Raw genomic sequence first — 26,331 nt, 5'->3', positions numbered from 1 at the left:
CTGACGGGGCCTGCTTTCGCGCATGGGAGGCGATCCACCCCTCCGTAGCCGGATCGCGACCCGATCGTGGGGTACTTTCGCAGGATGCGGCTCGGTGTTCTCGACGTGGGTTCCAATACGGTGCATCTGCTGGTGGTGGACGCCCATCCCGGGGCCCGGCCGCTGCCCGCCTCCTCGCACAAGACCGAGCTGCGGCTGGCCGAGCAGCTGGACGCGGACGGCCGGATCTCCCCGGCGGCCGAGGAGTCGCTGCTGCGGTTCGTCGAGTCCAGCCTCACCGTGGGTGAGGACCTGGGCGTCGAGGAGGTCATCGGGTTCGCCACCTCCGCCATCCGGGACGCCCCCAACGGCGAGGAGCTGCTGGCCCGGGTGCGCAAGCTGACCGGCATCGAGCTGCACGTGCTGGGCGGCGGCGACGAGGCCCGGCTCACCTTCCTGGCCGTACGCCGCTGGTTCGGCTGGTCGGCCGGGCGGCTGCTGGTGCTGGACATCGGCGGCGGCTCGCTGGAGATCGGCGCGGGGCTGGACGAACTGCCCGACGTGGCGATCTCGCTGCCGCTCGGGGCGGGCCGCCTCACCCGCGACCGCCTGGCCGGAGACCCGCCGAGCGCCGAGCAGATCCGCGCCGCCCGCCGCTACGCCCGGGCCGAGATCGGCCGGGTGGTGCGGGACGTGGTCCGCGGCGGCCAGCCCGACCAGGTGGTGGGCAGCAGCAAGACCTTCCGCACCCTGGCCCGGATCTGCACCCCCGAGGAGGGCACGCTGCGCCGGGCCGACCTGACCGAGTGGGTGCCGCGGCTGGCCGCGATGACCGAGGCCGAGCGGGCCGAGCTGCCCAGCGTCTCGACCGGCCGGGCCCGGCAGATCCTGGCCGGGGCGCTGGTCGCCGAGGCCGCGATGGAGCTGCTCGGGGTGGAGAGCATGCAGATCAGCCCGTGGGCGCTGCGCGAGGGCGTGATCCTGCGCCGCCTCGACGACATGATGAGCGCCACCGGGCCCGGCGTGTCCACGCGTACGCCGCTCGGGTGAGCCCCGCGGTGCGCGGGAGGGTGTGCACAAGCGGCCTCCGCGGGAGTGACTACGCTGAACGGCATGGGCTCATCGAACAATGGTGGGGCACGGGCTTCACGGGGTAAGGCAGCCAAGGTCGCGCTGTCCACGAGTTCTGTGTACCCGGAATCCTGTGCCGACGCGTTCGAGATCGCTGCACGTCTGGGGTACGACGGCGTCGAGGTCATGGTCTGGACCGACCCGGTCAGCCAGGACACCGGCGCGCTGAAGCGGCTTTCCCAGCACTACGGCGTTCCGGTGCTGTCGGTGCACGCCCCCACACTGCTGGTCACGCAACGGGTCTGGGGCAAGGAGCCCTGGGCCAAGCTGGAGCGCTCGGTGCAGCTGGCCGAGGACGTGGGGGCCACTGCCGTGGTGGCGCACCCGCCGTTCCGCTGGCAGAAGGAGTACGGCGCGGCGTTCGTCGACGGGGTGGCCCGGATGAACGACCACTTCGCGGTGCCGATCGCGGTGGAGAACATGTACCCCTGGCGGGCCCGTAGCCGCGAGGTGATGGCCTATTCCCCGGGCTGGGACCCGCTGGAGCAGCCGTACAGCCACGTCACGCTGGACTTCTCGCACGCCGCCACGGCCGGCGGTGACTCGCTGGCGATGGCCCGGGCTCTGGGGCAGCGGCTGGCGCACATCCACCTGGCCGACGGTGCGGGCTCGGCCAAGGACGAGCACCTGCTGCCCGGGCGGGGCACGCAGCCCTGCGGCGAGGTGCTGGACCTGCTCTCGGAGTGGGACTGGGCCGGCGTGGTGGCGGTCGAGGTGAACACCCGTAAGTGCCGCACCCGGGCCGAGCGGGAGGCCGAGCTGACCGAGTGCCTGAACTTCGCCCGGGAGCACCTGGCCTCGGCCGACCTCACGCCCGCCCGCTAGGACTCAGGAAAAGACCGTGGGCCCCAGGTCGAGGGGGGTTACCTGGAGCCCACGGTGGTCAGTGCCGGGCCTTGATCAGCCCATGTGCGGGTAGCGCCAGTCCACGGCCGGCTCGAACGTCTCCTTGATCGACCGGGTCGAGGTCCAGCGCTGCAGGTTCTGCGGGGCCCCGGCCTTGTCGTTGGTGCCCGAGGCGCGCGAGCCGCCGAACGGCTGCTGCCCCACCACCGCACCGGTCGGCTTGTCGTTGACGTAGAAGTTGCCGGCCGCGAACCGCAGGGCCTCGGCCGCCGAGGCCACCGCCTGCCGGTCCTGGGCGATGATCGCGCCGGTCAGCGCGTACTTGGAGTCCTTGGCAATGGCGGCCGCGACGGCGTCGAACTCGGCGTCCTCGTACACGTGCACGGCCAGGATCGGGCCGAAGTACTCGGTGGTGAGCGCCTCGTCGGCCGGGTCGTCGACGACCAGCACGGTCGGCTCGACGAAGTAGCCCACGCTGTCGTCCACCTTGCCACCGGCCAGCACCTCGACGCCCTCGGCCGCGGCGGCCCGGGCCAGCGCGGCCTTGTGCTTGGCGAACGCCCGCTCGTCGATCACGGCCGAGGTGAAGTTGGCGAAGTCGGTGGGCGGGCCGACGGGCAGAGAACTGGTGACGTCGGCGAGCCCGTCCTTCAGTCGGGTCCAGACCGAGCGGGGCACGTAGGCGCGCGAAGCCGCCGAGCACTTCTGCCCGGAGTACTCGAAAGCGCCTCGCACCAGGGCGGTCCGCAGGACGTCGACGTCGGCGCTGGGGTGCGCGAGGACGAAGTCCTTACCGCCGGTCTCGCCGACGATGCGCGGGTAGGAGCGGTAGTTCGTGATCCGCGCCCCGACCTCCTGCCAGAGGTGCTGGAAAGTGGCGGTGGAACCGGTGAAGTGGATACCGGCCAGGTCCTCGTCGGCCAGGGCCACCGACGAGATCTCCGGGCCCGGGCCGTGAATCAGGTTGATCACACCGGCGGGCAGACCGGCCGCGCGCAGCAGGCGCATCGTGTACTCGGCCGAGAGGGCCTGCGTGGGGCTCGGCTTCCAGATCACCGTGTTGCCCATCAGGGCCGGGGCGGTGGCCAGGTTGGCGGCGATCGAGGTGAAGTTGAACGGCGTGATCGCGTAGACGAAGCCCTCGAGCGGCCGGTGGTCCAGCCGGTTCCAGATGCCGGGGGAGTTGGCCGCGGGCTGCTCGGCGTAGATCTGCCGGGCGAAGTGCGCGTTGAAACGCCAGAAGTCGGCCAGCTCGCAGACCGCGTCGATCTCCGACTGGTAGACCGTCTTGGCCTGGCCGAGCATGGTGACCGCGTTCGTCACCGCGCGCCAGCTGCCGGTGAGCAGGTCGGCGGCCTTGAGCAGGATCGCCGCCCGGTCGTCGATCGAGAGCGCGGCCCAGGCCGGGGCGGCCTTCTTCGCCGCGGCGATCGCCCGGGCCGTGTCCTCGGCCGTCGACTCCCGGAAAGTGCCCAGGACGTGCGCCTTCTCGAACGGGGCGACGACCTCGACGACGGCGCCGCCGCCGGCCACCGGCTCCCCGTCGATCCAGTTCGTGATCTCGGTGCGGGTCTCCCAGATCTCCTTCAGGGCGGGCTCGAGTGCGGCTCGGTCGGCGCTGCCGGCCGTGTAGGGGCGGGGCGGCTCGTTGACCGGAGCCGGGACCTTCGTGATCGCGTCCATCGAATCGTCCTTAGGTATTAGGGGTCTCAGAGGTTACGGAGCAGGAAGAATACGTTCGCCGGGCGCTCGGCCAGGCGCCGGATGTAGTACCCGTACCAGTCGGTGCCGAACGGCAGGTACACCCGCACGTCCACCCCGGCGGCGGCGAGCGAACGCTGCTCCTGGTCACGGATGCCGTACAGCATCTGCAGTTCCCAGCTGTCGCGGGCCCGGCCCAGGCGCGAGGCGGTGGCCGTGGCCTCGGCGACCAGCGCCAGGTCGTGGGTGGCGATCATCGGGTGCCCCTCGCCCTGGAACAGGATCTCCATGCAGCGGCGGTAGGCGGCGTCGACGTCGGCCTTGCGCGGGTGGGCCACCGAGGCCGGTTCCGCGTAGGCGCCCTTCACCAGCCGCACCCGCGAGCCGGCGTTCGACAGGTCCCGGCAGTCGCCCTCGGTGCGGTACAGCGCGGCCTGGAGCACCGCGCCGACCCAGGGGTGCTGGGTGCGCAGCTCGGTCAGGATGCCGAGGGTGGAGTCGACCGTGGTGTGGTCCTCCATGTCCAGCGTCATGGTGGTGCCGGTGGCGGCCGCGGCCTCGGCGATCGAGGCCGCGTTCTCCAGCGCGATCTTGTGGCCGTCGGCGCCCAGCGCCTGCCCCAGGGCCGAGAGCTTCACCGAGACCTCGGCGCGGTCGGACAGTTCGGCATCGGCCAGCGCGGCCAGCAGCGAGCGGTAGGCCGCGGCGGTGGCGGCCGCCTGCGAGGCCTCGGTCACGTCCTCGCCGAGCACGTCCAGCGTCACCGACAGGCCCTGCTCGCGCAGCTTCCGGGTGACCTCCAGGGCGGAGGGCGCGTCCGGGCCGGCGATGAACCGGCGGACCATCTTGCGGCTGATCGGCAGCGCGCTGACGGAGGCCCGGACCGGCCGGGTCTGAGCGGCGGCCAGCAGGAGTTTCGGCATACGGCCAGGCTAGGAGTGGGGCAGGAGTGCCACCATGTGCAGATGTCACGAGCCGTTCCGACGAATGTCCGACCAGGATGACCTCTGCCCCCGCCGAGCCGGACGCCCGGGCGCTGCAGGAGCTGGTGGACGACGTCTCGGACCTGCTGCAGGCCCCCGCGGTGCTCGAGGACCTGGGATTCGCCCTGGTGGCCTACGGCTCGCAGAGCCCGGACGGGGTCGATCAGGTGCGCGCCGCGACGATTCTGCGGAAGAACGCCACTGCGCAGGTCCGTAGCTATTTCCTGGAGCACGGCATCGCCTCGGCCACCGGGCCGGTGCGGATCCCGGCCGACGAGTCCCGGCAGATCGCGGCCAGGATCTGCATCCCCGTACGGGCAGCCGGGCGTACGTACGGCTATTTCTGGGTGGTCGAGCCGGCCACCGGGGTAGACAAGGCCGCGCTGGTTCGGTCTGCGCCGCTCGCCGAACGTGCCGGGGCTCTTCTGGCCCGACGGGCGGGGGCAGCCGACGAACGTACGGCGTTGATCGAGGCACTGTTCGAGAACACGAGCACTACTGAAGACGTCGATGTCGCCTGGCGCCGTCTCGTCGCCTTGGGGGAGTTGGCGGCGGGGGAGCCGTTGGTGGTTGCGGTGATCCGACTGTCCGACGGGTCGCGGCGGCGCACGGTGCTTTCGGTGCCGGCCGGCGCGGATGCCGAAGTCGCGGCCCGCCGGGTGGCGCGGCAGTTGCCGTCGGGAGCGGTGGCGGGGGTAAGCGAGATCTGCGGTCCTTTTGAACAAAGGACGATTGGCGCGCCTGAGTTTTCGAGCGGCGGGTCGCAGGGGCGCCCGGGTTGGGCTTCGGTTCTTCTCTCCGCCGCCCGCCAGGCCGAGGCCGCCGCGCTCACCGCCCACGCCCGTCCTCACCTGGGCCCGGTCCTGACCTGGGCCGACCTCGGCGTGTACCGGGTGATCGCGCAGGGCCCGGCCGCGGTGCAGGCGCTGATCGAGGGCACCCCGGCCGACCGGCTGCGGGCCCGGGCCGACGCCGACCTGATCCGGACCGCCCTGGTCTACCTGGACCAGGGCGGTAACGCGGCCCGCACGGCGGCCGCGCTGTCGGTGCACCGGCAGACGCTCTACTACCGGCTGGAGCGGATCGAGCAGTTGGCCGGGGTGGACCTGGACTCCGGCGAGGCCCGGCTCGGCCTGCACCTGGGCCTGGCCCTGGGCGAGGTGCTGGCCCGCTCGGCCGGGGGGTGAAGGCATGATGGCGGGCATGGTTGAGCAGGGGCATCAGAGCCGGGTCGCCGTCCTCGGCGCCGGGAACATGGGCGGCACGATCCTGGCCGGGCTGCTGCGGGCCGGCCGGTCACCGGGCGAGGTGGTGGTCTCGGCGCGCCGTCCGGAGCGGGCCGAGGAGCTGAAGCAGCGGCACGGCGTCGAGGTGCTGGACAACGTCGCGGCCGCCGCCTGGGGCGACACCGTGCTGCTGGCGGTCAAGCCCCGGGACATCGCCGGCCTGCTCGCCGAGATCGGCCCGGCCCTGCGCCCGGGCACGCTGGTGGTCTCGCTGGCCGCCGGGCAGACCATCGCCGCGCTGGAGGGCGCCCTGCCCGAGGGCACCCCGGTGATCCGGGTCATGCCGAACACGCCGTCGCTGGTCGACCAGGGCATGTCGGTGCTCAGCCCGGGCACGCACTGTCGGCCCGAGCACACCGAGCGCGCCCAGGAACTGCTCAGTTCCACGGGCAAGGTGCTGCAGGTGCCGGAGGCCTACCAGGACGCGGTGACCGCGGTCAGTGGCTCCGGCCCGGCCTACGTGTTCTACGTGGCCGAGGCGATGATCGAGGCCGGCGTGCTGCTCGGCCTGCCCCGGCCGACCTCCACCGAGCTGGTGGTGCAGACCCTGTTCGGCGCCGCCACCATGCTGCGGCAGACCGGCGAGCACCCGAGCATCCTGCGCGAGCAGGTCACCAGCCCGGGCGGCACCACCGCGGCGGCCGTGCGGCTCCTCGACGACCAGCGGGTGCGCGGGGCCTTCGTCTCGGCGATCGAGGCGGCCTGCAATCGCTCCGCGCAGCTGTCGCAGAGCTGAGAGCAATCTCCCGGCTGCGTGGCGTTACGTAACGCGTGAACCTGCCCACCAGCTCGTCCAGCGATTACCGTGGGGGCCGTGGAGGCACTGCGGCTGGTCTGGGACGAGGCGTTCACCGCGTACGACTTCGGTGACGAGCACCCGATGCACCCGATCCGGCTGGAGCTCACCGCCCGCCTGGCCGAGGCCCTGGGTCTGCTCGACGCGGCCGGGGTGCACGTGGTCGGGGCCGAGCCGGCCGACGACGAGCTGCTGCTCAGCGTGCACGACGCCGACTACGTCGAGGCGGTGCGCCGGGCCTCCACCCGCCCGGTGGTCTCGGACCTGAAGTTCGGCCTGGGTTCCACCGACGTGCCCACCTTCCCGGGCATGCACGAGGCCAGCGCGCGGATCTGCGCGGCCAGCCGGGAGGTGGCCCTGGCGGTCTGGTCCGGCCAGGCCGAGCACGGGGTCAACTTCACCGGTGGGCTGCACCACGCCATGCCCGGCGCGGCCAGCGGGTTCTGCGTGTACAACGACATCGGCGTGGCGATCCAGGCGCTGCTCGACGCCGGCGCCCAGCGGGTCGCCTACGTGGACGTGGATGTTCACCACGGCGACGGCGTGGAGAAGATCTTCTGGGACAACCCGCGGGTCCTGACCATCTCGCTGCACGAGAACGGGCGCGTCCTGTTCCCGGGCACCGGCTTCCCTGAAGAAATCGGTGGGCCCGCGGCGCAGGGCGCGGCGGTCAACGTGGCGCTGCCCCCGGGCACTTCCGATGCGGGCTGGCTGCGCGCCTTCCACGCCGTGGTGCCCTCCCTGCTGCAGGCGTTCGAGCCCGAGGTGCTCGTCACCCAGCAGGGGTGCGATTCCCACGTGCTCGACCCACTGGCCCACCTAGCACTCTCTCTCGACGCCCAACGCGCCTCCTACGAAGCACTGCACGACTTCGCCCACCGTTTCGCGGGCGGGCGTTGGGTGGCCTTCGGCGGCGGGGGCTACGAGGTTGTCGACGTGGTTCCCCGGGCCTGGGCGCACCTGATCGGGATCGCGGCCCACCGGCCGATCCCGCCGGGCACAGATGTGCCGGGCAGTTGGCGCGAATACGTCACATCCCGCTGCGGCCGTCCGGCGCCGCAGCGGATGACCGACGGGGCCGAGATCGACTACCGCTCCTGGAGCACCGGCTACGACCCGGCTGACGCGATCGACCGGGTGGTCCTGGCCACCCGCAAGGCGATCTTCCCGCTCCACGGGCTCGACCCGTACTTCGACTGAACCCCGGCCCGGCAGCTGCCTGACAACCGCCTGCCGACTGCCCGGCATCGGCCCGAGATCTGCCGGACCGGGGAGTAGCAAATCGTCCCCCGAACGGGCTTCGGAGACGGACTTTGATGCACACCAGGCCCGTACTGGTGGGTTGAGGGCCAAAAACGGGCAGTTCGGGGGATCCTCACGCCCGGATATTCGGGCGAGTCGGCAACTCGATTCACACTTCAGGCTCACTTACACCTATGGTTGGTTACGGGGCGTTGCCGAACGTATCCGGAGCGAAATCGACATCCGGCGCGAGAGGGCCGAACGCCTTCGATTCGGACCGTCAGCCCGACCGAGGGGAGACCTCAGATGACCGCCGTGCGTGCACTGCCCAGGGGAGATTTCGAAGTTCGATTCCTCACCGTGGCCGAGGTGGCCGGGATCATGAGGGTGTCGAAAATGACCGTCTACCGGCTGGTGCATGCCGGTGAACTGGCCGCCATGCGGGTCGGCCGTTCCTACCGGGTGCCCGAGCGCGCGGTCCAGGAATACCTGCGTCACTCCTACATGAACGGCACCACCGAGACCGCCTGATCCACCACCTGAACTGCCCAGGAGCCGCGCGGCAGGTCCTGCTGGGACCGATGTCGCGGAGGTGAGACCGGGTGCACCACTGACGAGGCGCTACCCTGGGACCAGGTAATGCTGGTGCGGGCATCCCCGCGCCGCGAGAACCTCGATCCCGCGTGCGTGTCGCGGGCGACCCGATCAACGAACTGCGAGGACCCGTGGGCTCCGTCATCAAGAAGCGCCGCAAGCGGATGGCCAAGAAGAAGCACCGCAAGCTGCTGCGCAAGACGCGTCACCAGCGTCGCAACAAGAAGTAAGTCCCAGCAGGGACGAAGTACCGCACCTCGGCGGCCAGTGTTCACTGGCCGCCGCGCGTGCTTTGTGGGGTCGGTCCGAGGTTTGGCCCACGGGGGGCACAGTCGTGCCGGAGGGGCAACCACTTGCGGACGGGTGTGCCGGCTGGGCGGAGGAACGCCCAGTTCTGGACGGGGTCGGGTTGGGGGACGGGGACGAGACCGTTCGTGGACGGATGGGTTCCCGAGGTGGCGACAAGACCGTGAAGGCAGCGCCGATCCCGGACGGGATGCTCGCTCGCGGACGGGCGAGTCGCTTACGGTCGGGATGGTCCCGGTCTGAGGCGAGGGCGGGCTGCGGTCGCCGAGGGGCGCCGGTCCGGTCAGGGTTACCGTCAGGGTTACGGTCGGGACACGGGTACGGCGTCGAGCAGGGGCGGAGGACCAGATGAGTCGGACGGTGCTGGTGACCGGCGTCTCCCGGTACCTCGGTGGCCGGTTCGCCCGGGCGCTCGCCTCCCGTTCTGAGGTCGGCCGGGTGATCGGGGTGGACGTCATCGCCCCGCCGCACGACATCGGCGACGCCGAGTTCGTCCGGGCCGACATCCGCAACGCCATGATCGGGCGGATCCTGCAGCAGACCGAGGCCGACACCGTCGTGCACATGAGCGTGATCGCCACGCCCAACTCGGCCGGCGGCCGCACGGCGCAGAAAGAGGTCAACGTCATCGGCACCATGCAGCTGCTCGCGGCCTGTCAGCGGGCCCCCCGGCTGCAGCGACTGGTGGTGAAGTCCACCTCGGCGGTCTACGGCAGCAGCCCGCGCGACCCGGCGATGCTCACCGAGACGATGACCGGCAAGAACCCGCCCCGCAGCGGCTGGGGCAAGGACTCGGCCGAGGTGGAGGAGTACGTGCGCGGCTTCGGCCGGCGCCGGCCCGACGTCGAGGTGGCCACGCTGCGGCTGGCCAACGTGATCGGCCCGGGCATCCGCACCTCGATGACCGACTACTTCTCGCTGCCGGTCGTGCCCACCGTGCTCGGGTTCGACCCCCGCCTGCAGTTCCTGCACGAGGACGACGCGATCGAGGCCCTGGTCCGGGCCACCCTGGGCCCGGCCCAGGACGTGATCAACGTGGCCGGCGACGGGGTGATCACCCTGGGCCAGGCCGCGCGCTTCGCCGGCCGCCCCACCGTGGGCATCGCGTCCCCGCTGGCCGAGCTGATGGGCACGGTCTACCACCGCGGCGGGCTCGCCGACTTCAGCGCCGACCAGATCCGCTACCTGCGCTTCGGCCGCTGTCTGGACACCACCCGGATGCGCGAGGTGCTCGGCCTGGAGCCGGCCTACACCACCCGCTCGGCCTTCCAGGACTTCGTACGCACCCGAGGCCTGCGCGGGGTGTTCTCACCGACCGTGGTGAACGCGGTGGAGCGGAAGCTGGTCAGCCGGCTCCGGCCGGAACCGCAGCCCGGGACGGAGGTGCTCCAGTGAGCCCGGCCGACCCCACGAACCCGTCCGCCCCCCGAAAGCGGAAGACCGCGCCCAAGAGCCCCGGCTCCTCGGGGGAGGCGAAGCCCCAGAAGGCAGGACGTTCGCGAAAGCTGGCGGCGGGACCTCAGCCGGACGCATCGGAGTCACAGGGCGCCGCGACGCCTTTGAGTGTGGCGACGGAGCCCTCAGGTAGCGCGGCGCAGGCTCCGGAGGGCGTGGCGAAGCCCCAGGACAGCGCGACGACGGCCTCAGATGGTGCCGCGAGAGCCCGGGGCGGCGTGGCAAAGGCCGAGGAAAACACGGCGAGGTCGGCGCGCGCTGAGGCCAAGGCCGGCGACAGCGCAGCGCAGCTGAGGAAGAGCACCGCTAAGCCGCGGAAGAGCACCGCAAAGCCGCGGAAGAGCACCGCTAAGCGGGTGGCCAAGGGCACCTCGGTAGCTCAGCCGGGGCAGCCGTTGCCGGGCTCGCCGGGCGTGTCGGGTGTGCCTGGCGGCGTATCGGGTCTGCCGGTGGCGACGGGTGACACGGCCGCAACCCTTCCCGACCCGGCCGTCACCTCCCGCGACCCGGCCGCAACCCCCCTGGACCCGGGCGCAACCTCCCGCGGCCCGGGCGCCATCTCCCGCGAACCGGCCGCAGCCTCCCCTACTCCGGGCGCTACCTCCTCCAAGCCGGGCGCAGCCTCCCTGGACCCGGGCGCAACCTCCCGCGGCCCGGGCGCCATCTCCCGCGAACCGGCCGCAGCCTCCCCTACTCCGGGCGCTACCTCCCCCAAGCAGGGCGCTACCTCCTCCAAGCAGGGCGCTACCTCCTCCAAGCAGGGCGCTACCTCCTCCAAGCCGGGCGCCACCTCCTCCAAGCCGGGCGGGGCGGAGTCGCGGGCGGCCGACCGGTCCGAGGAGTCTGTCGTCGTCGCGGCTCAGCAGGTGCGGGCGGGGGCGGAAAGGGCGGCGGCCGAGCGGAATCGGCGGCGGACCACGCCTCTGCTGATCGTTCCGGAAGACCCGCCGCCCGCCGTGCCGGACGCCGAGATCCCCAAGCCTTCCATGGTCCCGGCCTCGTCCGCCGCTTCCATGGTGCTGTCCATCGCCAACCAGATCGGGCAGTCCGTGCTCACCGCCATCACCGAGGTCCCGGGGGCGGAGGACGACGACGGGCAAGAGTCGTCTCCGATCCGGACCGAAACCACCGGCCGACCGGAGCCGACGGCGGCGGCCGGCACAAACGTCTTCAATTCAGAGGCGCCCACCACGCAACCGCCGGCCGAGGAGCATCCCGACCGACTGCTCGAGGTGCTCGAGTTCCTGCGCTCCCGGCTGGCCGGGGACTTCGAGGTGGACGCGTTCGGGTTCGACCCCGAGTTCGCCGACGCCGTCCCGCTCAACCTGCTGCGCCCGCTCTACCAGCACTGGTTCCGGGTGGAGGTGCGCGGGGCGGAGAACATCCCGGCCGAGGGCGGGGCGCTGATCGTGGCCAACCACTCCGGCGCTGTGCCCATCGACGCGCTGATGACGGCCGTCGCGGTGCGCGAGGAGCGAGAGCGGCACCTGCGCATCCTCGGGGGCGACCTGGTGTTCCAGACGCCGTTCCTGGCCGGGCTGGCCCGCCGGGGCGGGGCCACGCTGGCCTCGAACGCCGACGCCGAGCGCCTGCTCTCGTCCGGGGAACTGGTGGGGGTGTGGCCCGAGGGCTACAAGGGCATCGGCAAGCCGTTCTCGGAGCGGTACAAGCTGCAGCGCTTCGGCCGGGGCGGGTTCGTCTCGGCCGCACTGCGCACCGGGGTGCCGATCGTGCCCTGCTCGATCGTCGGGGCCGAGGAGATCTACCCGATCATCGCCCAGGTGCCCGCGCTGGCCCGGCTGCTGGGCCTGCCCTATCTGCCGATCACGCCGTTCTTCCCGCTGCTCGGCCCGCTCGGCGCGGTGCCCCTGCCGAGCAAGTGGCTGATCGAGTTCGGCACCCCGGTCCCGACCACCGGGCCGGGCGGTGACCAGGTGGCCGCCGCCGAGGACCCGATCCTGGTGTTCGACCTGACCGACCGGATCCGCCAGACCATCCAGCAGACCCTGTACTCACTGCTGGTTCAGCGGCGCTCGGTCTTCTTCTGAGCAGGCGTGCGCGGATGGCCGTTCGTGCCGCTTGGTGAGCAGGGCCCCGGCCGCGAACCCGGCCAGCACCCCGGCCCCGGCCGCGGGCAGGCCGATCTTGGCCACCCGCCGGGTGGTGCGGTAGTCGTGCACCTGCCAGCCGTTGACCCGGGCGTGCGCCCGCAGCCGGCTGTCGGGGTTGATCGCCACCGGATGCCCGACCAGGGACAGCAGGGGGATGTCGTTGGAGGAGTCGCTGTAGGCCGCGCAGCGGCGTAGCGACAGGCCCTCGCGCTCGGCCAGGGCGGCCACCGCGTCGGCCTTCGCCTCCCCGTGCATCGGGGCGCCGACCAGCTGACCGGTGTAGTGGCCGTCCACATGTTCGGAGATGGTGCCCAATGCTCCGGTCAGGGCCAGGCGCTGGGCGATCACCTCGGCGATCTCGATCGGGGTGGCGGTGACCAGCCAGACCCGTTGCCCGGCGTCCTCGTGCATCCGGGCCAGGGCCAGGGTGCCGGGCCAGATCTTGTTGGCCAGGATGTCCTCGAAGACCTCCTCACCGATGGTGCGCATCTCGGCCACCGAGCGGCCGGCGATGAACGCCAGGGCCCGGGTCTGCACCTCGGCCAGCGCGTGCGGATGCTCCCCGAGGGCCAGGAAACGTGCCTGCTGGAGGGCGAACCGGGCGATGTCGCGGGGGGTCAGGAAGCCGCGGTGGTAGAGGCCCTTGGCCAGGTGGAAGATCGAGGCCCCGCGGACGATCGTGTTGTCCACGTCGAAGAAGGCGGCCGCGGTCGGGTCGCCCGGGCGAGCCGGTGTGGAGTGGCTCTCCACCATCCGGATCTCGGCGTCCGACATGGCGGGGAGTCTACGCGCGCTGCGGAGGGCGTACAGGCCGGGCAACGCCACACCGACGTGAACAGACATGAATTGTGTGACGTCGCGAGCGTGGGCGGGGGCCGCCGGTGACCGTAATGTGGGCCGGGTGCCCGACGTTACCGGCGATCAGCCGCGAATCACTCTCATCGGCAAACCCGGTTGTCATTTGTGCGACGACGCCCGGGTGGTGGTGAAAAAGATCGCAATCGAAACCGGGACAGCCTGGAACGAGTTGTCCATTCTGGATGATCCCGAACTCGCCGAGACCTACTGGGAGCAGATCCCGGTGGTTCTCGTGGACGGTCTACAGCACACCTATTGGCGGGTCGACGAGGACAGACTGCGAGCAGCGCTCACTCGCCGTAAAGGGCTCTTCTCGCGCCGTAACCGATGACCGCGAAACTTTGTGCATGCGTTCACAAGCGCTTAGTCTGGGCAACGACACACCGGCATGACTGCGCCGGTCACAAGGCGTCAGTCGTCCCTCATCAGGGGTACCGAAGCCATCGAAGGAGCCGGCCGACTGTGACCCGACCACGCCCCGCCCGGCTCGTCCGATCCGGCCGGGCCGCCCGTGACGGAATCCCCGAGGCAACGGTCTCCCGGCTTCCCTTCTACCTGCAGGCGCTGACCGCCCTCGCCGAGCGCGGTGTGGCGACGGTCTCCTCGGAAGAACTCGCCTCGGCGGCGGGAGTCGGTTCGGCGAAACTCCGCAAAGACCTTTCCCACCTCGGTTCGTACGGAACCCGGGGGGTGGGTTACGAGGTCCAATACCTGATTTACCAAATTTCCCGTGAACTCGGCCTGACCCAGGACTGGAAGGTCGTGATCGTCGGGATCGGAAATCTCGGTCACGCACTGGCGAACTACGGCGGATTCACCTCTCGGGGATTCACCGTCGCCGCTCTGGTCGACGCCGATCCGAAAGTCGTCGGCGAAACTGTGGCCGGACTCACGGTCAGCCCGCTCGCGGATCTCGAGGAGACCGTCCGGGCCGGCGGCATCCAGATCGGGGTGGTCGCCACCCCCGGGCCGGCCGCCCAGGAGATCTGCGACCAGCTGGTCGCGGCCGGGGTCACCGGTGTGCTCAACTTCGCCCCGTGCGTGCTCACCGTCCCCGACGGGGTGATGGTGCGCCGGGTCGACCTGGCCACCGAACTGCAGATCCTGGCCTTCCACGAGCAGCGACGCCTCGCCAGCCGGCTGACCAGCGAGATGCCCACCGAACCCCAGGACCTCTCCGGGGCCCTGGCCGGCCTGAGTGACGGCCGGACCGACACGAGGGCAGCGGCGCCCTCCGAACCCCGCAACACCCCCCGAACCACCCCCCGAGCCGCACTGACGGAGTCGAGAGCCGAGGCCGCCGGATGAGCATCATGATCGTCGGGCTGTCGCACCGCACCGCTCCGATCGCCCTGCTGGAACGCACCACCCTCACCACCGAGTCGGCCTCCGGCCTGGTCGCGAGCCTGTGCCGGGGAGAGCACGTGGCCGAGGCCATCGCCCTGGTCACCTGCAACCGGCTCGAGGTCTACGCCGATGTCAGCAAGTTCCACGGCGGCATCGGCGAGATCGGCGCCGGGCTGGCCGAGGCCACCGGGGTGCCGCTGGGCGAGCTCACCGAGCACCTCTACGTGCACTACGAGAACGCCGCCGTGGCCCACCTCTTCCAGGTCACCTGCGGCCTGGACTCGATGGCGGTCGGCGAGCAGCAGATCCTCGGCCAGGTGCGCACCGCGCTGCGGGCCGCCCAGGCCACCGGCTCGGCCGGGCGCACCATCGGCCACCTGGTGCAGAACGCGCTGCGGGTGGGCAAGCGGGTGCACTCCGAGACGCTGCTCGACAAGGCCGCCCCGAGCCTGGTCGAGGCCGGTCTGCGGCAGGCCGCCGAAGAGCTCGGCCCGCTCGGCGGGCTGGACGTGCTGGTGCTCGGGGCCGGCGCGATGAGCGGCCTCTCGGTCGCCTCGGCGCACCGGGCCCAGGTCGCCTCGATCTCGGTCTGCAGCCGCACCCTGCCCCGGGCCCGCCGCCTGGCCGAGTCGGTCGACGGCACCCCGGTCCCGCTGGAGCAGCTGCCGCAGGCCCTGGCCGCCGCCGACCTGGTGATCGCCTGCGCGGGCGCCACCGGCTACCTGGTCACCCGCGACGCGGCCGAGCTGGCGCTGAAGACCCGCGAGGGCCGCCCGCAGGCGTACATCGACCTGGCCCTGCCCCGCGACGTGGAGCCCGAGGTGGCCGCGCTGCCCGGGGCGTACGTGTTCGACCTGGAGCACCTGGGCCGGATCCTGACCGCCGAGGGCCTGAGCGAGGACCTGGCCGAGGCCCGGTCGATGGTGGAGAACGAGGTCGCGCTGTACCTGGCCGACCAGCGGGCCAAAGAGGTCGCGCCGACCGTCGTCGCGCTGCGGGCGATGGCCCGCTCGGTGATGGAGGCGGAACTGGAGCGGCTCTCGGGCCGCCTGGACGGCCTGGACCCGGACGTCTTCGCCGAACTGGAGCAGACCGTGCACCGGGTGGTGGAGAAGCTTCTCCACCAGCCCACCGTACGGGTCAAGGAACTGGCCGCAGCCCCCGGTGGAGACACCTACGCCGAGGCGCTGCGCCTGCTGTTCAATCTCGGCCCGGCGCCGGCGGCGAAGGCGGGTGACCTGCCCGGGGTGGAACTGGCCGTCCAGCTCGAGCAGGACTCCCTGACCGACCTGTCGGCCCTGCTCGGGCGCACCGGAGGAGCATCGTGACCACGCTCGACCAAATGTTCGCCGACGCCTTCGGGGTGCTCGAGGGCCTCGACGACAAGCCCACCGTGCTGCGGCTGGGCACCCGGCGCAGTGAGCTCGCCACCACCCAGTCGCGGTGGGTGGCCGACCGGCTGCTCGAGGCGCTGTCGGTGGCCTGCCCCAAGCGCGGGTTCCAGGTCGAGCTGGTCGAGATCGTCACCAAGGGCGACATCAGCCAGGCCGACAACACCCCGCTGACCCAGCTCGGCGGCACCGGCGTGTTCGTCTCGGCGCTGCGCGAGGCGGTGCTCGAGGGGCGCTGCGACTTCGCCGTGCACTCGCTCAAGGACCTGCCCAACGCCCAGCCCGCGGGCCTGACCCTGGCCGCGGTGCCGGTGCGCGAAGACCCGTCCGACGCGCTGGTCGCCCGGGACGGGCTGACTTTCGCCCAGCTGCCCGCCGGGGCCCGGGTCGGCACCGGCTCGCCCCGCCGCGCCGCCCAGCTCAGCGCCCTGCGCCCGGACCTGGAGGTCACCGGGATCCGCGGCAACGTGGGCACCCGGATCGGCCGGATCGGGACGGGCGAGGTCGACGCGGTCGTGCTGGCCCTGTCCGGCCTGCGCCGGCTCGGGCGCGACGGCGAGACCACCCACCACTTCGGCCCGGAGCAGATGCTGCCCGCTCCCGGGCAGGGCGCACTCGCCGTGGAGTGCCGCCCGGAGTCGGCTTCGCTGCTGGCCGCCCTGCGACTGCTCGACGACCGGGTCTCCCGGCTCTGCGTGCTCGCCGAGCGGGCGCTGCTGGCCCGGCTGGAGGCAGGGTGCGCCGCCCCCGTGGGCGCCCTGGCCACCATCGAGAACGAGGTGCTGACGCTGACCGCGTTCGCCGGTTCTCCGGACGGCGTGAAGACCATCCGCCGCAGTGCGACCGCCCGGCTGGGCGATCCCCAGGACGAGCAGGTCGCCACCACCCTGGGCCGCGCGCTCGCCGAGCAGATGCTCGACGCCGGCGCCGCCCTCCTGATCCCCGTACCAGACCCCCTGCCGGCGGCCGACGTGGCCGTGGCTAGAGAAGGTGACTCGTGACATCGATCATCACCAGCAAGAAGGCGGCTCCCGGTGGTTCCGTCGCCTTCGTCGGTGCCGGCCCCGGCGATGACGGCCTGCTCACCCTCCGTGCCGTCGAGCGTCTCGGCGAGGCCGACGTCGTCGTGGTCGACCAGCTTCCCCGCGAGGCGGTCATCGCCCGTTACTGCCGGCCCGGGGTCGAGGTGCTCGACGCCGGTTTCGGTGAGGACGGCCAGCCGATGACCCGGGCCAGCCGGGCCAAGGTCGTGGTCAACGCGGCCCGGACCGGGGCCCGGGTGGTGCGCCTGATGGACGGCGACCCGGCCACGTTCACCGGTCTGGCCGAGGAGATCCAGGCCTGCCGCAAGCAGTCCCTGCCCTTCGAGGTCGTGCCCGGGGTCTCCGCCGCCTCCGCGGTGCCCGCCTACGCCGGGGTCCCGCTGACCCCGGCCGGGGTCAGCGGCGTGCACGTGCTGCACCCGCACGGCGAGGTGGTGGACTGGAAGCTGCACGCCTCGGCCGGCACCACCGTGGTGGTCCTGGGCGCCGAGGAGGACATCGCCGGCGCGGCCGACGGTCTGCTCGAGGCCGGCCGCCGGGCCAACACCCCGGTGGTGGTCACCGCGCACGGCACCACCACCCGGCAGCGCTCGGTGGCCTGTCAGCTCGGCGAGCTCAGCCCGGTGCTGGCCGCCGCCAAGCTGGACAAGCCGCTGACCGCGGTGTTCGGCGAGGCCGCGGGCCTGCGCGACAAGGGCTCCTGGTTCGAGACCAAGCCGCTGTTCGGCTGGCGGGTGCTGGTGCCGCGGACCAAGCAGCAGGCCGGCGGGATCGTCAAGGAGCTGGCCGACCACGGCGCGACCGCCCAGGTGGTGCCGACCATCTCGGTCGAGCCGCCGCGCACTCCGCACCAGATGGAGAAGGCGGTCAAGGGCCTGGTCACCGGCCGCTACGAGTGGATCGGCTTCACCAGCGTCAACGCGGTGCGTGCGGTGCGGGAGAAGTTCGAGGAGTTCGGCCTGGACGCCCGGGCCTTCGCCGGCCTCAAGGTCGCGGCCGTGGGCGGGGTCACCGCCGCGGCGCTGCGCGACTGGGGGATCGAGCCGGACCTGACCCCGGCCGAGAACCAGTCGGCGATCGGCCTGCTGGAGTGCTGGCCGCCCTACGACGAGGTGCTCGACCCGATCAACCGGGTCTTCCTGCCGCGGGCCGACATCGCCACCGACACCCTGGTGGCCGGGCTGGAGCAGAACGGCTGGGAGGTGGACGACGTCACCGCCTACCGCACGGTGCGGGCCGCCCCGCCGCCGGCCGACACCCGGGAGGCGATCAAGAGCGGGCACTTCGACGCGGTGGTCTTCACCTCCTCGTCCACGGTGCGCAACCTGGTCGGCATCGCCGGCAAGCCGCACGCCACCACGGTGGTCGCCTGCATCGGCCCGCAGACCGCGAAGACCGCCGAGGAGCACGGCCTGCGGGTCGACGTGCTGGCCGCCGAGCCGAGCGCCGACGCGCTGGTGGCGGCCCTGGCCGAGTACGGTGCGGGGCTGCGGCTGAGCGCCGACGAGGCCGGTGAGCCGGTGCTGCGGCCCAGCCAGCGCAAGGGATCCACCCGCAGGAGCGCGAAGTGAGTGGTTACCCGCAGATCCGGCCGCGCCGCCTGCGGGTCAACCCCGCGGTGCGCCGGATGGTGGCCGAGAACCGGCTGCACGCGGCCGAACTCGTCCTGCCCGCCTTCGTGAAGGAGGGCCTGGACGAGCCGCGCCCGATCAGCACGATGCCCGGGGTGTACCAGCACAGCCGTGAGTCGCTGCGGAAGGCGGCGGCCGAGGCCGCCGGGCTCGGCCTGGGCGGGATCATGCTGTTCGGGATCCCGCTGCACAAGGACGCGGCCGGCTCCGGGGCCACGGATCCCGAGGGGATCCTGAACCAGGCCGTGCAGGACGTGCGCCAGGAGGTCGGCGACGAGCTGGTGGTGATGGCCGACCTGTGCCTGGACGAGTTCACCGACCACGGCCACTGCGGCGTGCTCACCCCCGAGGGCGCCGTGGACAACGACGCCACGCTGCAGCGCTACGCCGACATGGGTGTGGCGCTGGCCGAGGCCGGGGTCCACACGGTGGGCCCCAGCGGGATGATGGACGGCCAGGTCGCGGCGGTCCGGGCGGCGCTCGACGGTCGCGGCTTCCAGGACGTGTCGATCCTGGCCTACGGCGCCAAGTACGCCTCGGCGTTCTACGGCCCGTTCCGCGAGGCGGTCGACTCCAGCCTGAAGGGCGACCGGCGGACGTACCAGCAGGACCCGGCCAACGGCGCCGAGGGCCTGCGGGAGATGGAGCTGGACATCGCCGAGGGGGCCGACCTGGTGATGGTCAAGCCGGCGATGAGCTACCTCGACGTGATCGCCCGGGCCGCCGACCGGTTCGGCATACCCATTGCGGCCTACCAGATCTCGGGCGAGTACGCGATGATCGAGGCGGCTGCCGCGAACGGGTGGATCGACCGGGAGCAGGCAATCCATGAGTCGCTCTTGTCGATCCGCAGAGCCGGCGCGTCGGTGATCCTGACCTACTACGCCACCGAGGTGGCCGCCGCCCTGCGCTCCTAGGGCGAGAAGCTCTACGCACGGTCACGATCCGGGCCCTTCATTCACCCGGACGGCGCCTGAAAATCACGGTGGGTCCGGCCGACCGGGAGGGGGCAGGCAGATCCTGAAGCCTGCTTGATCCTGGACGGGCTAGGAGGAGTGATGAGTGTAGGAACCGTGAGCAACCAGTACGCCTACGTCGGCAACGGCGGGGTCGACCTGCTGGCGACCATGCAGATGATGGAACAGCGGCAGGCCTCGCGGATGCTGGCCCAGCGGGCCGCCGACGCCGCGATGATGGCGGCCCAGGCCGCCCAGATGGCGGCGGTGCAGGCGATCGGGGCCGGCCGGGTCGACCTGTACCTCTGAAACACCGCAAGATCAGCGCAGGATCAGGGCAGGATCGGCGGAGACCTAGGACCCCCAGTCGCGGGTCCTAGGTCCGGGACTGGGACACTGCACTGGTGACAGACGTCAGTGGGGTCTACCCGGCCGACGCTCCCGCTTCGCAGGCGCTCTTCGATCGCGCCTCCGCCGTGACGCCAGGTGGCGTCAACTCCCCGGTACGCGCCTTCCGCGCGGTGGGGGGCACGCCGCGGTTCATGGTGCGGGGCGAGGGGCCTTATCTCTTCGATGCCGACGGGCGGCGCTACGTCGACCTGGTGTGCTCGTGGGGCCCGATGATCCTGGGCCACCAGCACCCGGCCGTGATGGAGGCCGTCCGCGCCGCCACCGCCAACGGGTTCTCGTTCGGCACGCCGACCGAGGGTGAGGTGGCCCTGGCGGAGGAGATCGTCTCCCGGGTCGCCCCGGTCGAGCAGCTCCGCCTGGTCTCCAGCGGGACCGAGGCCACGATGAGCGCGATCCGCCTGGCCCGCGGCTTCACCGGCCGCTCCCGGATCGTGAAGTTCGCCGGCTGCTACCACGGCCACGTGGACAGCCTGCTGGCCGCGGCCGGCTCCGGCCTGGCCACGCTGGCCCTCCCGGACACCCCCGGGGTCACCGGGGCGGCGGCCGCCGACACGATCGTCCTGCCGTACAACGACGTCGAGGCCCTGCAGAAGGTGTTCGCGGCCGAGGGCGGGCAGATCGCCGCGGTGATCACCGAGGCCGCCGCCGGCAACATGGGCGTGGTCCCGCCGAGCCGCGAGTTCGAGGCCGCCCTGCGCGACGTCACCCGGCTGAGCGGCGCCCTGCTGATCTCCGACGAGGTGATGACCGGTTTCCGGGTGTCGCGGTCGGGCTGGCAGGGGCTCTCGGAGTCCGGCCCGGAGCCCGACCTGTTCACCTTCGGCAAGGTGATGGGCGGGGGCTTCCCGGCCGCCGCGTTCGGCGGCCGCGCCGACGTGATGGGCCACCTGGCCCCGGCCGGCCCGGTCTACCAGGCGGGCACCCTGTCCGGGAACCCGGTGGCCACCGCCGCCGGTCTGGCCACCCTGCGCAACCTCACCGACGACGTGTACGGCCACCTGCTGGCCCAGTCGGGCAAGCTGGCCTACGCCGTGCGCGACGCGCTGAACGCCGCCGGGGTGCCCCACACCATCCAGTTCGCCGGTTCGATGTTCAGCGTGTTCTTCACCGAGCAGACCACGGTGACCAACTACGACCAGGCCCGGCAGCAGAACCTGCCGGCGTTCGCCGCGTTCTTCCACTCGATGCTCAGCCAGGGCGTCTACCTGCCGCCCAGCGCCTTCGAGGCCTGGTTCCTGTCCGCCGTGCACGACGACACGGTCCTCGACCAGGTGGTCTCCGCTCTGCCCGCGGCGGCCGCCGAGGCTGCAAGGATGGCGCCGTGACCAGCCAGGAGCACCCGCCCAGCGGCGAGAGCGCGACCCCGCGCACCAACGAGGAACTGATCCACCCGGACGTGCCACCCGCGCCCGACCACCTGCCCGAGGTGGACCCGGACGTCAACGCGCACCTGGTGCGCCCGACGGCCGGTGACGAGGCGAACCACCGCACCGTGGTGCACCTGCTGCGCCACGGCGAGGTCTACAACCCGCAGGGCATCTTCTACGGCCGGCTGCCCGGGTTCCGGCTGTCCGACCTGGGCCACCGGATGGCCGAGCGGGCCGCAGGGTTCTTCGCCACCCGCGACGTGGTGCTGGTGATCGCCTCGCCGATGGAGCGGGCCCAGCAGACCGCCGAGCCGGTGGCCGGGGCGCACGACCTGGAGGTCGGCACCGACCCGCGGATCACCGAGGGCACCAGCGTGTTCCAGGGCCTGACCTTCGGGGTGGGCGACGGCTCGCTGCGGCACCCGCAGCACTGGTGGCACCTGCGCAACCCGTTCCGGCCGTCCTGGGGCGAGCCCTACGAGCAGGTCGCCGGGCGGATGCTGGCCGGTGCGGCCGACGCCCGGGACAAGGCCGTGGGCCACGAGGCGGTGCTGGTCAGCCATCAGCTGCCGATCTGGATGGCCCGGCTGAAGGTGGAGAACCGCCGGCTGTGGCACGACCCGCGCACCCGCGAGTGCTCGCTCGCCTCGGTCACCTCGATCACGTACCACGACGACCGGGTGGTCTCGGTGTCCTACACCGAGCCCTCGCGCGACCTGCTGCCCGGCGCACAGAAGATTGCGGGAGCCTGAGTCCCATGTTCTCCGCACGACCTCTGATCGCCGCCGGCGCCCTCGTCCTGGCTCTGGCGGGCTGCTCGAACGCGTCGGCCGACGACGGCACCGCCGTCGACGGCAGCGCCACCCAGTTCATCGAGACCGGTGACCGTAAGGAGCCGATCGCGATGTCCGGCACCACGGTCGAGGGCGAGAAGCTCGACCTCGCCTCGCTGCGCGGCAAGCCGCTGGTGATGAACGTGTGGGGTTCGTGGTGCGGGCCCTGCCGGACCGAGGCGCCGGACCTGCAGGAGGCGCACGAGGAACTGGGCGAGAAGGCGAACTTCGTCGGGATCGCCTTCCGCGACACCGTGGCCGGGGCGAAGACCCACGAGAAGGAGTACGGGATCACCTACCCGAGCCTGTTCGACGAGGGTGACCTGCTGCTGGCCCTGAACGGGGCGGTCACCTCGCAGACCATCCCGGTCACCCTGGTGCTCGACGCCGAGGGCCGGATCGCCGCGCGCTACGTCGGCGTGGTCTCCAAGGTCACCCTGGTCGACCTGGTCGAGGACGTCTCGGGAGATGCGCAGGCATGACCGGCACGGTGCTCGACGGCCCCCTGTTGCTGGCCGTCCCGATCGCGGTCCTGGCCGGGCTGGTCTCGTTCGCCTCGCCCTGCGTGCTGCCCCTGGTGCCCGGTTACCTGGGCTACGTCACCGGTCTCACCGGTGAGGACCTGGAGCAGCAGCGCCGCGGCCGGATGGTGCTCGGAGTGGCGTTGTTCATCGCCGGTTTCACCGCGGTGTTCGTGACCATGGGCTGGATCGCCGGGGCCGTCGGGCGCTCGCTGATGGAGTACAACGACATCATCACCCGGGTGCTGGGGGCCGTGACCATCGTCCTCGGGCTGCTGTTCGCGGGCTTCCTGCCCAGGTTCGCGGTGGAGCGCCGGCTCGACATCCGGCCCACCGCCGGCCTGGTCGGCGCCCCGCTGCTCGGGGTGGTGTTCGGCCTGGGCTGGACGCCGTGCATCGGCCCCACGCTCACCGCGATCGTCTCGATGTCCAGCGGTTTCGGTGACGCCCGCCGGGGCGGCCTGCTGGCCTTCGCCTACTGCATGGGCCTGGGCCTGCCGTTCCTGCTGGCCGCGCTGGCCTACCGGCGCGCCATGTCGGCCTTCGGCGTGCTGCGCCGGCACCGGGTGGCGATCACCCGGTTCGGCGGGATCATGCTTGTTCTGATCGGGCTGATGCTGGTCAGCGGTTTCTGGGGGCACCTGGTGGCGAGCAGCCAGGGGTTCGTGGCCAACTTCGAGCTGGTGCTGTAGATGAGCGCCGACCTGCAGGAGGGCCAGAAGCCCCGGCTGCCCGAGACCGACACCGAGCGGCCGATCGTGCAGCCCCGGCTGGGGCCGATCGGCTGGCTGCGCTGGATGTGGCGTCAGCTCACCAGCATGCGCACCGCGCTGATCCTGCTGATGCTGCTCGCCCTGGCCGCGGTGCCGGGCTCGCTGATCCCGCAGACCCGGATCGACCCCGCCCAGGTCACCGGTTTCATCGAGGAGCACCCCACCCTGGCGCCCTGGGTGAACCGGTTCGACGGCTTCGACGTCTACGGCTCGCCCTGGTTCTCGGCGATCTACCTGCTGCTGTTCATCTCGCTGATCGGCTGCGTGGTGCCGCGCACCCGGCAGCAGTTCAAGGCGCTGCTGGCCAAGCCGCCGCGCGCCCCGCGCCGCCTGGAGCGGATGCCGGTGCACGGCCGCGCCGAGACCTCGGCGGCCCCGGAGGAGGTGCTCGAGGCGGCCCGCAAGGCGTTGCGGCGCAGGCGTTACCGGGTGCACGCGCACGACGGGCAGACGCTCTCGGCCGACCGCGGGATGCTCTCCGAGACCGGCAACCTGCTCTTCCACCTCTCGCTGGTCGGGCTGCTGGCGGCGATGGCGATCGGCTCGTTCGTCAGCTACTCCGGCCAGAACCTGGTGATCGTCGGCGAGAAGTGGGCGAACACCCTGCCGCAGTACGACACCTTCCAGGCCGGCCGCAACGTCGGCGCCGACGACCTGCCGCCGTACTCGTTCACGCTCAAGAGCTTCACCGCCGACTTCGAGTCCCAGGCGGGCGGGAGCCAGTTCGGCGCCGCCCGCGACTTCGAGGCCAAGGTCGACCTGGTCACCGAGCCCGGGGCCGACCCGCAGGAGAGGTCGATCCGGGTCAACCAGCCGCTGGATGTGAACGGCGCCCGGCTGTTCCTGGTCGGCAACGGCTACGCCCCCGAGATCACCGTGCGCGACGGCGAGGGCAACGAGGTCTGGTCCGGGCCGGTGGCCTTCCTGTCCAACGACTCGAACTACACCTCCACCGGCGTGATCAAGCTGCCCGCGGCCAAGCCCCGGCAGCTGGGCCTGATGGGCGTGTTCCTGCCCACCGCCGGCACCGACCCGGCCACCGGCGCCGAGATCTCGGTGTTCCCGGCCGCCGACAACCCCCGGCTGCAGGTTCTCGCCTTCACCGGGGACCTGGGCCTGGACGACGGTGTGGGCCGGTCGGTCTACGTCCTCGACCCGGAGGGGCTGACCCCGGTCAAGAACGCCGAGGGCGAGCAGTTCAGCAAGACGATCGGGGTGGGCGAGAGCGTCGAGCTGCCCGGGGGCAACGGCACCGTCACCCTCGACGGCGTCACCCGCTACGTCGCGCTCGACATCCGCTACGACCCGACGAAGCCCTATGTCCTGGTCTTCGCCCTGATGGCCCTGTTCGGCGTGACGGCCTCGCTGTTCGTCCGCCGGCGCCGGGTCTGGTTCCGGGTCACGCCCGGCGCCGACGGCCTCACCGTCGTCGGGGTCGGCGGACTCTCCCGGACCGAAGACACGCAACTCGCCGACGAGGTGCGTAGTCTCCTTACGGCCGCAGTGCCCGCCCGGGTGGAGGAGTCCCCGGCGACCAGCACGGACACGGCGGCGACCGAACCACGCGCGGACCGGGAACCGGACGCGCCCAGCGAGAAGCCGGCCGACACAGCGGGCGAAGGAGTCTGACGTGGGCGTCAACGAATCCCTGGCGCAGTTGAGCAACAACCTGATCTATTCGGCGATGGCGGCCTACGCCGTCGCCCTGGTCGCCTTCGCCGTGGACCTGTCCGGCCGGGGCCGGGTGGCCGCCGCCGCGGTCCGCGAGAAGGAACTGGCCAAGGTCGGCGGCCCGTCGGTGACCAGCGAGCACGGGACCGACCTGGCCCCGACCTCGCTCGCGGCGGGCGACCGGGCCGGTGAGAAGCGGCAGACCGTGGCGATGGCGGTGATGGTCACCTGGCTCGCCTTCGCCCTGCACCTGGGCGGGGTGATCACCCGGGGCATCTCCGCGGAGCGGGTGCCGTGGAGCAACATGTACGAGTTCTCGATCAGCGGGGCGGTCGTCGTCACGGCGGTCTACCTGGCCTCGCTGTGGCGCCTCGACCTGCGCTTCCTGGGCACCTTCGTGGTCGGCCCGGTGCTGCTCACCCTGGGCCTGGCGGTCGCCGTGCTCTACACCGAGTCGGCCCAGCTGGTGCCGGCCCTGCAGAGCACCTGGCTGATCATCCACGTGTCGGTGGCGTTCATCGCCTCCGCCCTCTACGTGCTCGGGTTCTCGCTGACCGTGCTGCAGTTGGTGCAGGACCGGCGGGCCTCGCTGAGCGCGGCGGGCCGGCCGCCCACGCGCGGCGCCTTCATGGACAAGCTGCCCAGCGCCGACGTGCTGGACCGGACGTCCTACCGGCTCTACGCGATCGCCTTCCCGCTGTGGACCTTCACCCTGATCGCCGGTGCGATCTGGGCCGAGAAGGCCTGGGGCCGCTACTGGAACTGGGACCCGAAGGAGATCTGGAGCTTCGTCATCTGGGTCGCCTACGCCGCCTACCTGCACGCCCGGGCGACCCGCGGCTGGGACGGCAAGCGGGCCGCGTACCTGGCCTGCGTCGCCTTCGCCTGCCTGATGTTCAACTACTTCGGGGTCAACCTGTTCTTCTCCGGGCTGCACGCCTACGCGAAGTAGCACCGACCGAAACCAAGATCCAAACTGAGGACTGGGGGTACCTCCCGGAGCCGGAGGCGTTGGGGGACTGTGAGCCTTCCGGCTCACAGGCGTCCTTGGTTTGTGGTTCGGTTCTCGTGGTGCGCGAAGGGGACGCGCGGGCCACAG

Annotated in this window: 25 protein-coding genes; 22 read left to right on the top strand and 3 right to left on the bottom strand. The window is 71.8% G+C overall.

Going from position 1 to position 26,331, the window contains the following annotated elements:
- Nucleotides 1-84: 84 nt before the first annotated feature.
- Both LWF15_RS31945 and LWF15_RS31940 read left to right on the top strand, forming a co-directional pair.
- On the top strand, nt 85-1,029 hold the full coding sequence (locus LWF15_RS31945) for a Ppx/GppA phosphatase family protein (RefSeq protein WP_232814710.1): 945 nt from the start codon (nt 85-87) through the stop codon (nt 1,027-1,029).
- A 63-nt stretch (nt 1,030-1,092) separates the two neighbouring features.
- Nucleotides 1,093-1,935, top strand: a complete 843-nt coding sequence (locus LWF15_RS31940; protein WP_232814709.1) for a sugar phosphate isomerase/epimerase family protein — start codon at nt 1,093-1,095, stop codon at nt 1,933-1,935.
- A gap of 75 nt (nt 1,936-2,010) precedes the next feature.
- On the opposite strand, the gene pruA is transcribed toward LWF15_RS31940, so the two are convergent.
- Nucleotides 2,011-3,639, bottom strand: coding sequence for an L-glutamate gamma-semialdehyde dehydrogenase (gene pruA, locus LWF15_RS31935; RefSeq protein WP_232814708.1), 1,629 nt, complete (start codon nt 3,637-3,639; stop codon nt 2,011-2,013).
- 26 nt (nt 3,640-3,665) lie between these two features.
- On the bottom strand, nt 3,666-4,580 hold the full coding sequence (locus LWF15_RS31930; RefSeq protein WP_232814707.1) for a proline dehydrogenase family protein: 915 nt from the start codon (nt 4,578-4,580) through the stop codon (nt 3,666-3,668).
- A 77-nt stretch (nt 4,581-4,657) separates the two neighbouring features.
- On the opposite strand from LWF15_RS31930, the gene LWF15_RS31925 reads away from it, so the two are divergent.
- From LWF15_RS31925 to LWF15_RS37970, 7 genes are all read left to right on the top strand, one after another.
- The gene (locus LWF15_RS31925; RefSeq protein ID WP_232814706.1) at nt 4,658-5,827 is read left to right on the top strand and encodes a PucR family transcriptional regulator; all 1,170 of its coding nucleotides are present in this window, start codon (nt 4,658-4,660) and stop codon (nt 5,825-5,827) included.
- Between the two features lie 16 nt (nt 5,828-5,843).
- Nucleotides 5,844-6,662, top strand: a complete 819-nt coding sequence (proC, locus tag LWF15_RS31920; protein ID WP_232814705.1) for a pyrroline-5-carboxylate reductase — start codon at nt 5,844-5,846, stop codon at nt 6,660-6,662.
- Nucleotides 6,663-6,806: 144 nt separating this feature from the next.
- On the top strand, nt 6,807-7,922 hold the full coding sequence (locus LWF15_RS31915) for an acetoin utilization protein AcuC (protein ID WP_408624449.1): 1,116 nt from the start codon (nt 6,807-6,809) through the stop codon (nt 7,920-7,922).
- Nucleotides 7,923-8,270: 348 nt separating this feature from the next.
- Complete coding sequence (locus LWF15_RS31910; RefSeq protein ID WP_232814703.1) at nt 8,271-8,495, top strand: helix-turn-helix domain-containing protein; 225 nt, start codon at nt 8,271-8,273, stop codon at nt 8,493-8,495.
- Between the two features lie 194 nt (nt 8,496-8,689).
- Nucleotides 8,690-8,788, top strand: coding sequence for a 30S ribosomal protein bS22 (locus LWF15_RS31905; RefSeq protein WP_003792170.1), 99 nt, complete (start codon nt 8,690-8,692; stop codon nt 8,786-8,788).
- 424 nt (nt 8,789-9,212) lie between these two features.
- Nucleotides 9,213-10,259 (top strand): NAD-dependent epimerase/dehydratase family protein, encoded by a 1,047-nt coding sequence (locus LWF15_RS31900; RefSeq protein ID WP_232814702.1) that lies wholly within the window; start codon nt 9,213-9,215, stop codon nt 10,257-10,259.
- A 509-nt stretch (nt 10,260-10,768) separates the two neighbouring features.
- On the top strand, nt 10,769-12,367 hold the full coding sequence (locus LWF15_RS37970; protein ID WP_232814701.1) for a lysophospholipid acyltransferase family protein: 1,599 nt from the start codon (nt 10,769-10,771) through the stop codon (nt 12,365-12,367).
- Here the strand turns inward: LWF15_RS37970 and LWF15_RS31890 are convergent.
- A complete protein-coding gene (locus LWF15_RS31890; RefSeq protein ID WP_232814700.1) occupies nt 12,332-13,204 on the bottom strand; it encodes an HAD family hydrolase in 873 nt (290 codons plus the stop codon). The genes LWF15_RS37970 and LWF15_RS31890 overlap by 36 nt on opposite strands.
- A 127-nt stretch (nt 13,205-13,331) precedes the next feature.
- Here LWF15_RS31890 and LWF15_RS31885 point away from each other — a divergent pair, with 127 nt between their 5' ends.
- The 13 genes from LWF15_RS31885 to ccsB all read left to right on the top strand — a co-directional run bounded on the left by LWF15_RS31885 (nt 13,332) and on the right by ccsB (nt 26,184).
- On the top strand, nt 13,332-13,619 hold the full coding sequence (locus LWF15_RS31885) for a glutaredoxin family protein (protein ID WP_232814699.1): 288 nt from the start codon (nt 13,332-13,334) through the stop codon (nt 13,617-13,619).
- Nucleotides 13,620-13,750: 131 nt separating this feature from the next.
- A complete protein-coding gene (locus LWF15_RS31880) occupies nt 13,751-14,596 on the top strand; it encodes a redox-sensing transcriptional repressor Rex (RefSeq protein ID WP_232814698.1) in 846 nt (281 codons plus the stop codon).
- Nucleotides 14,593-15,963, top strand: coding sequence for a glutamyl-tRNA reductase (locus LWF15_RS31875; protein WP_232814697.1), 1,371 nt, complete (start codon nt 14,593-14,595; stop codon nt 15,961-15,963). Before LWF15_RS31880 ends, LWF15_RS31875 begins: the two co-directional genes overlap by 4 nt.
- 14 nt (nt 15,964-15,977) lie before the next feature.
- Nucleotides 15,978-17,027: a hydroxymethylbilane synthase gene (hemC, locus tag LWF15_RS31870; RefSeq protein ID WP_269811208.1), complete on the top strand. Its 1,050-nt coding sequence runs from the start codon at nt 15,978-15,980 to the stop codon at nt 17,025-17,027.
- Nucleotides 17,024-18,640, top strand: coding sequence for a bifunctional uroporphyrinogen-III C-methyltransferase/uroporphyrinogen-III synthase (locus LWF15_RS37965; RefSeq protein ID WP_232814695.1), 1,617 nt, complete (start codon nt 17,024-17,026; stop codon nt 18,638-18,640). Before hemC ends, LWF15_RS37965 begins: the two co-directional genes overlap by 4 nt.
- On the top strand, nt 18,637-19,617 hold the full coding sequence (gene hemB, locus LWF15_RS31860; protein ID WP_232814694.1) for a porphobilinogen synthase: 981 nt from the start codon (nt 18,637-18,639) through the stop codon (nt 19,615-19,617). Before LWF15_RS37965 ends, hemB begins: the two co-directional genes overlap by 4 nt.
- A gap of 141 nt (nt 19,618-19,758) precedes the next feature.
- Nucleotides 19,759-19,965, top strand: a complete 207-nt coding sequence (locus LWF15_RS31855) for a hypothetical protein (protein WP_232814693.1) — start codon at nt 19,759-19,761, stop codon at nt 19,963-19,965.
- Nucleotides 19,966-20,060: 95 nt separating this feature from the next.
- The gene (gene hemL, locus LWF15_RS31850; RefSeq protein WP_232814692.1) at nt 20,061-21,392 is read left to right on the top strand and encodes a glutamate-1-semialdehyde 2,1-aminomutase; all 1,332 of its coding nucleotides are present in this window, start codon (nt 20,061-20,063) and stop codon (nt 21,390-21,392) included.
- Nucleotides 21,393-21,520: 128 nt separating this feature from the next.
- Complete coding sequence (locus LWF15_RS31845) at nt 21,521-22,186, top strand: histidine phosphatase family protein (protein WP_408624446.1); 666 nt, start codon at nt 21,521-21,523, stop codon at nt 22,184-22,186.
- 5 nt (nt 22,187-22,191) lie between these two features.
- Nucleotides 22,192-22,749 (top strand): TlpA family protein disulfide reductase, encoded by a 558-nt coding sequence (locus tag LWF15_RS31840; RefSeq protein WP_232814690.1) that lies wholly within the window; start codon nt 22,192-22,194, stop codon nt 22,747-22,749.
- Nucleotides 22,746-23,480 (top strand): cytochrome c biogenesis CcdA family protein, encoded by a 735-nt coding sequence (locus LWF15_RS31835; protein ID WP_232814689.1) that lies wholly within the window; start codon nt 22,746-22,748, stop codon nt 23,478-23,480. Before LWF15_RS31840 ends, LWF15_RS31835 begins: the two co-directional genes overlap by 4 nt.
- The gene (resB, locus tag LWF15_RS31830; RefSeq protein ID WP_232814688.1) at nt 23,481-25,190 is read left to right on the top strand and encodes a cytochrome c biogenesis protein ResB; all 1,710 of its coding nucleotides are present in this window, start codon (nt 23,481-23,483) and stop codon (nt 25,188-25,190) included.
- Between the two features lies 1 nt (nt 25,191).
- The gene (gene ccsB / locus LWF15_RS31825; RefSeq protein ID WP_232814687.1) at nt 25,192-26,184 is read left to right on the top strand and encodes a c-type cytochrome biogenesis protein CcsB; all 993 of its coding nucleotides are present in this window, start codon (nt 25,192-25,194) and stop codon (nt 26,182-26,184) included.
- The last annotated feature ends 147 nt before the right edge of the window (nt 26,185-26,331 follow it).

Origin of the sequence: Kineosporia rhizophila, assembly GCF_021277265.1 — a bacterium.
In the GTDB taxonomy this organism is placed as follows: domain Bacteria; phylum Actinomycetota; class Actinomycetes; order Actinomycetales; family Kineosporiaceae; genus Kineosporia; species Kineosporia rhizophila.
The sequence above is the reverse complement of the archived record's forward strand: the minus strand, read 5'-3'. Positions and strand labels throughout refer to the sequence as shown.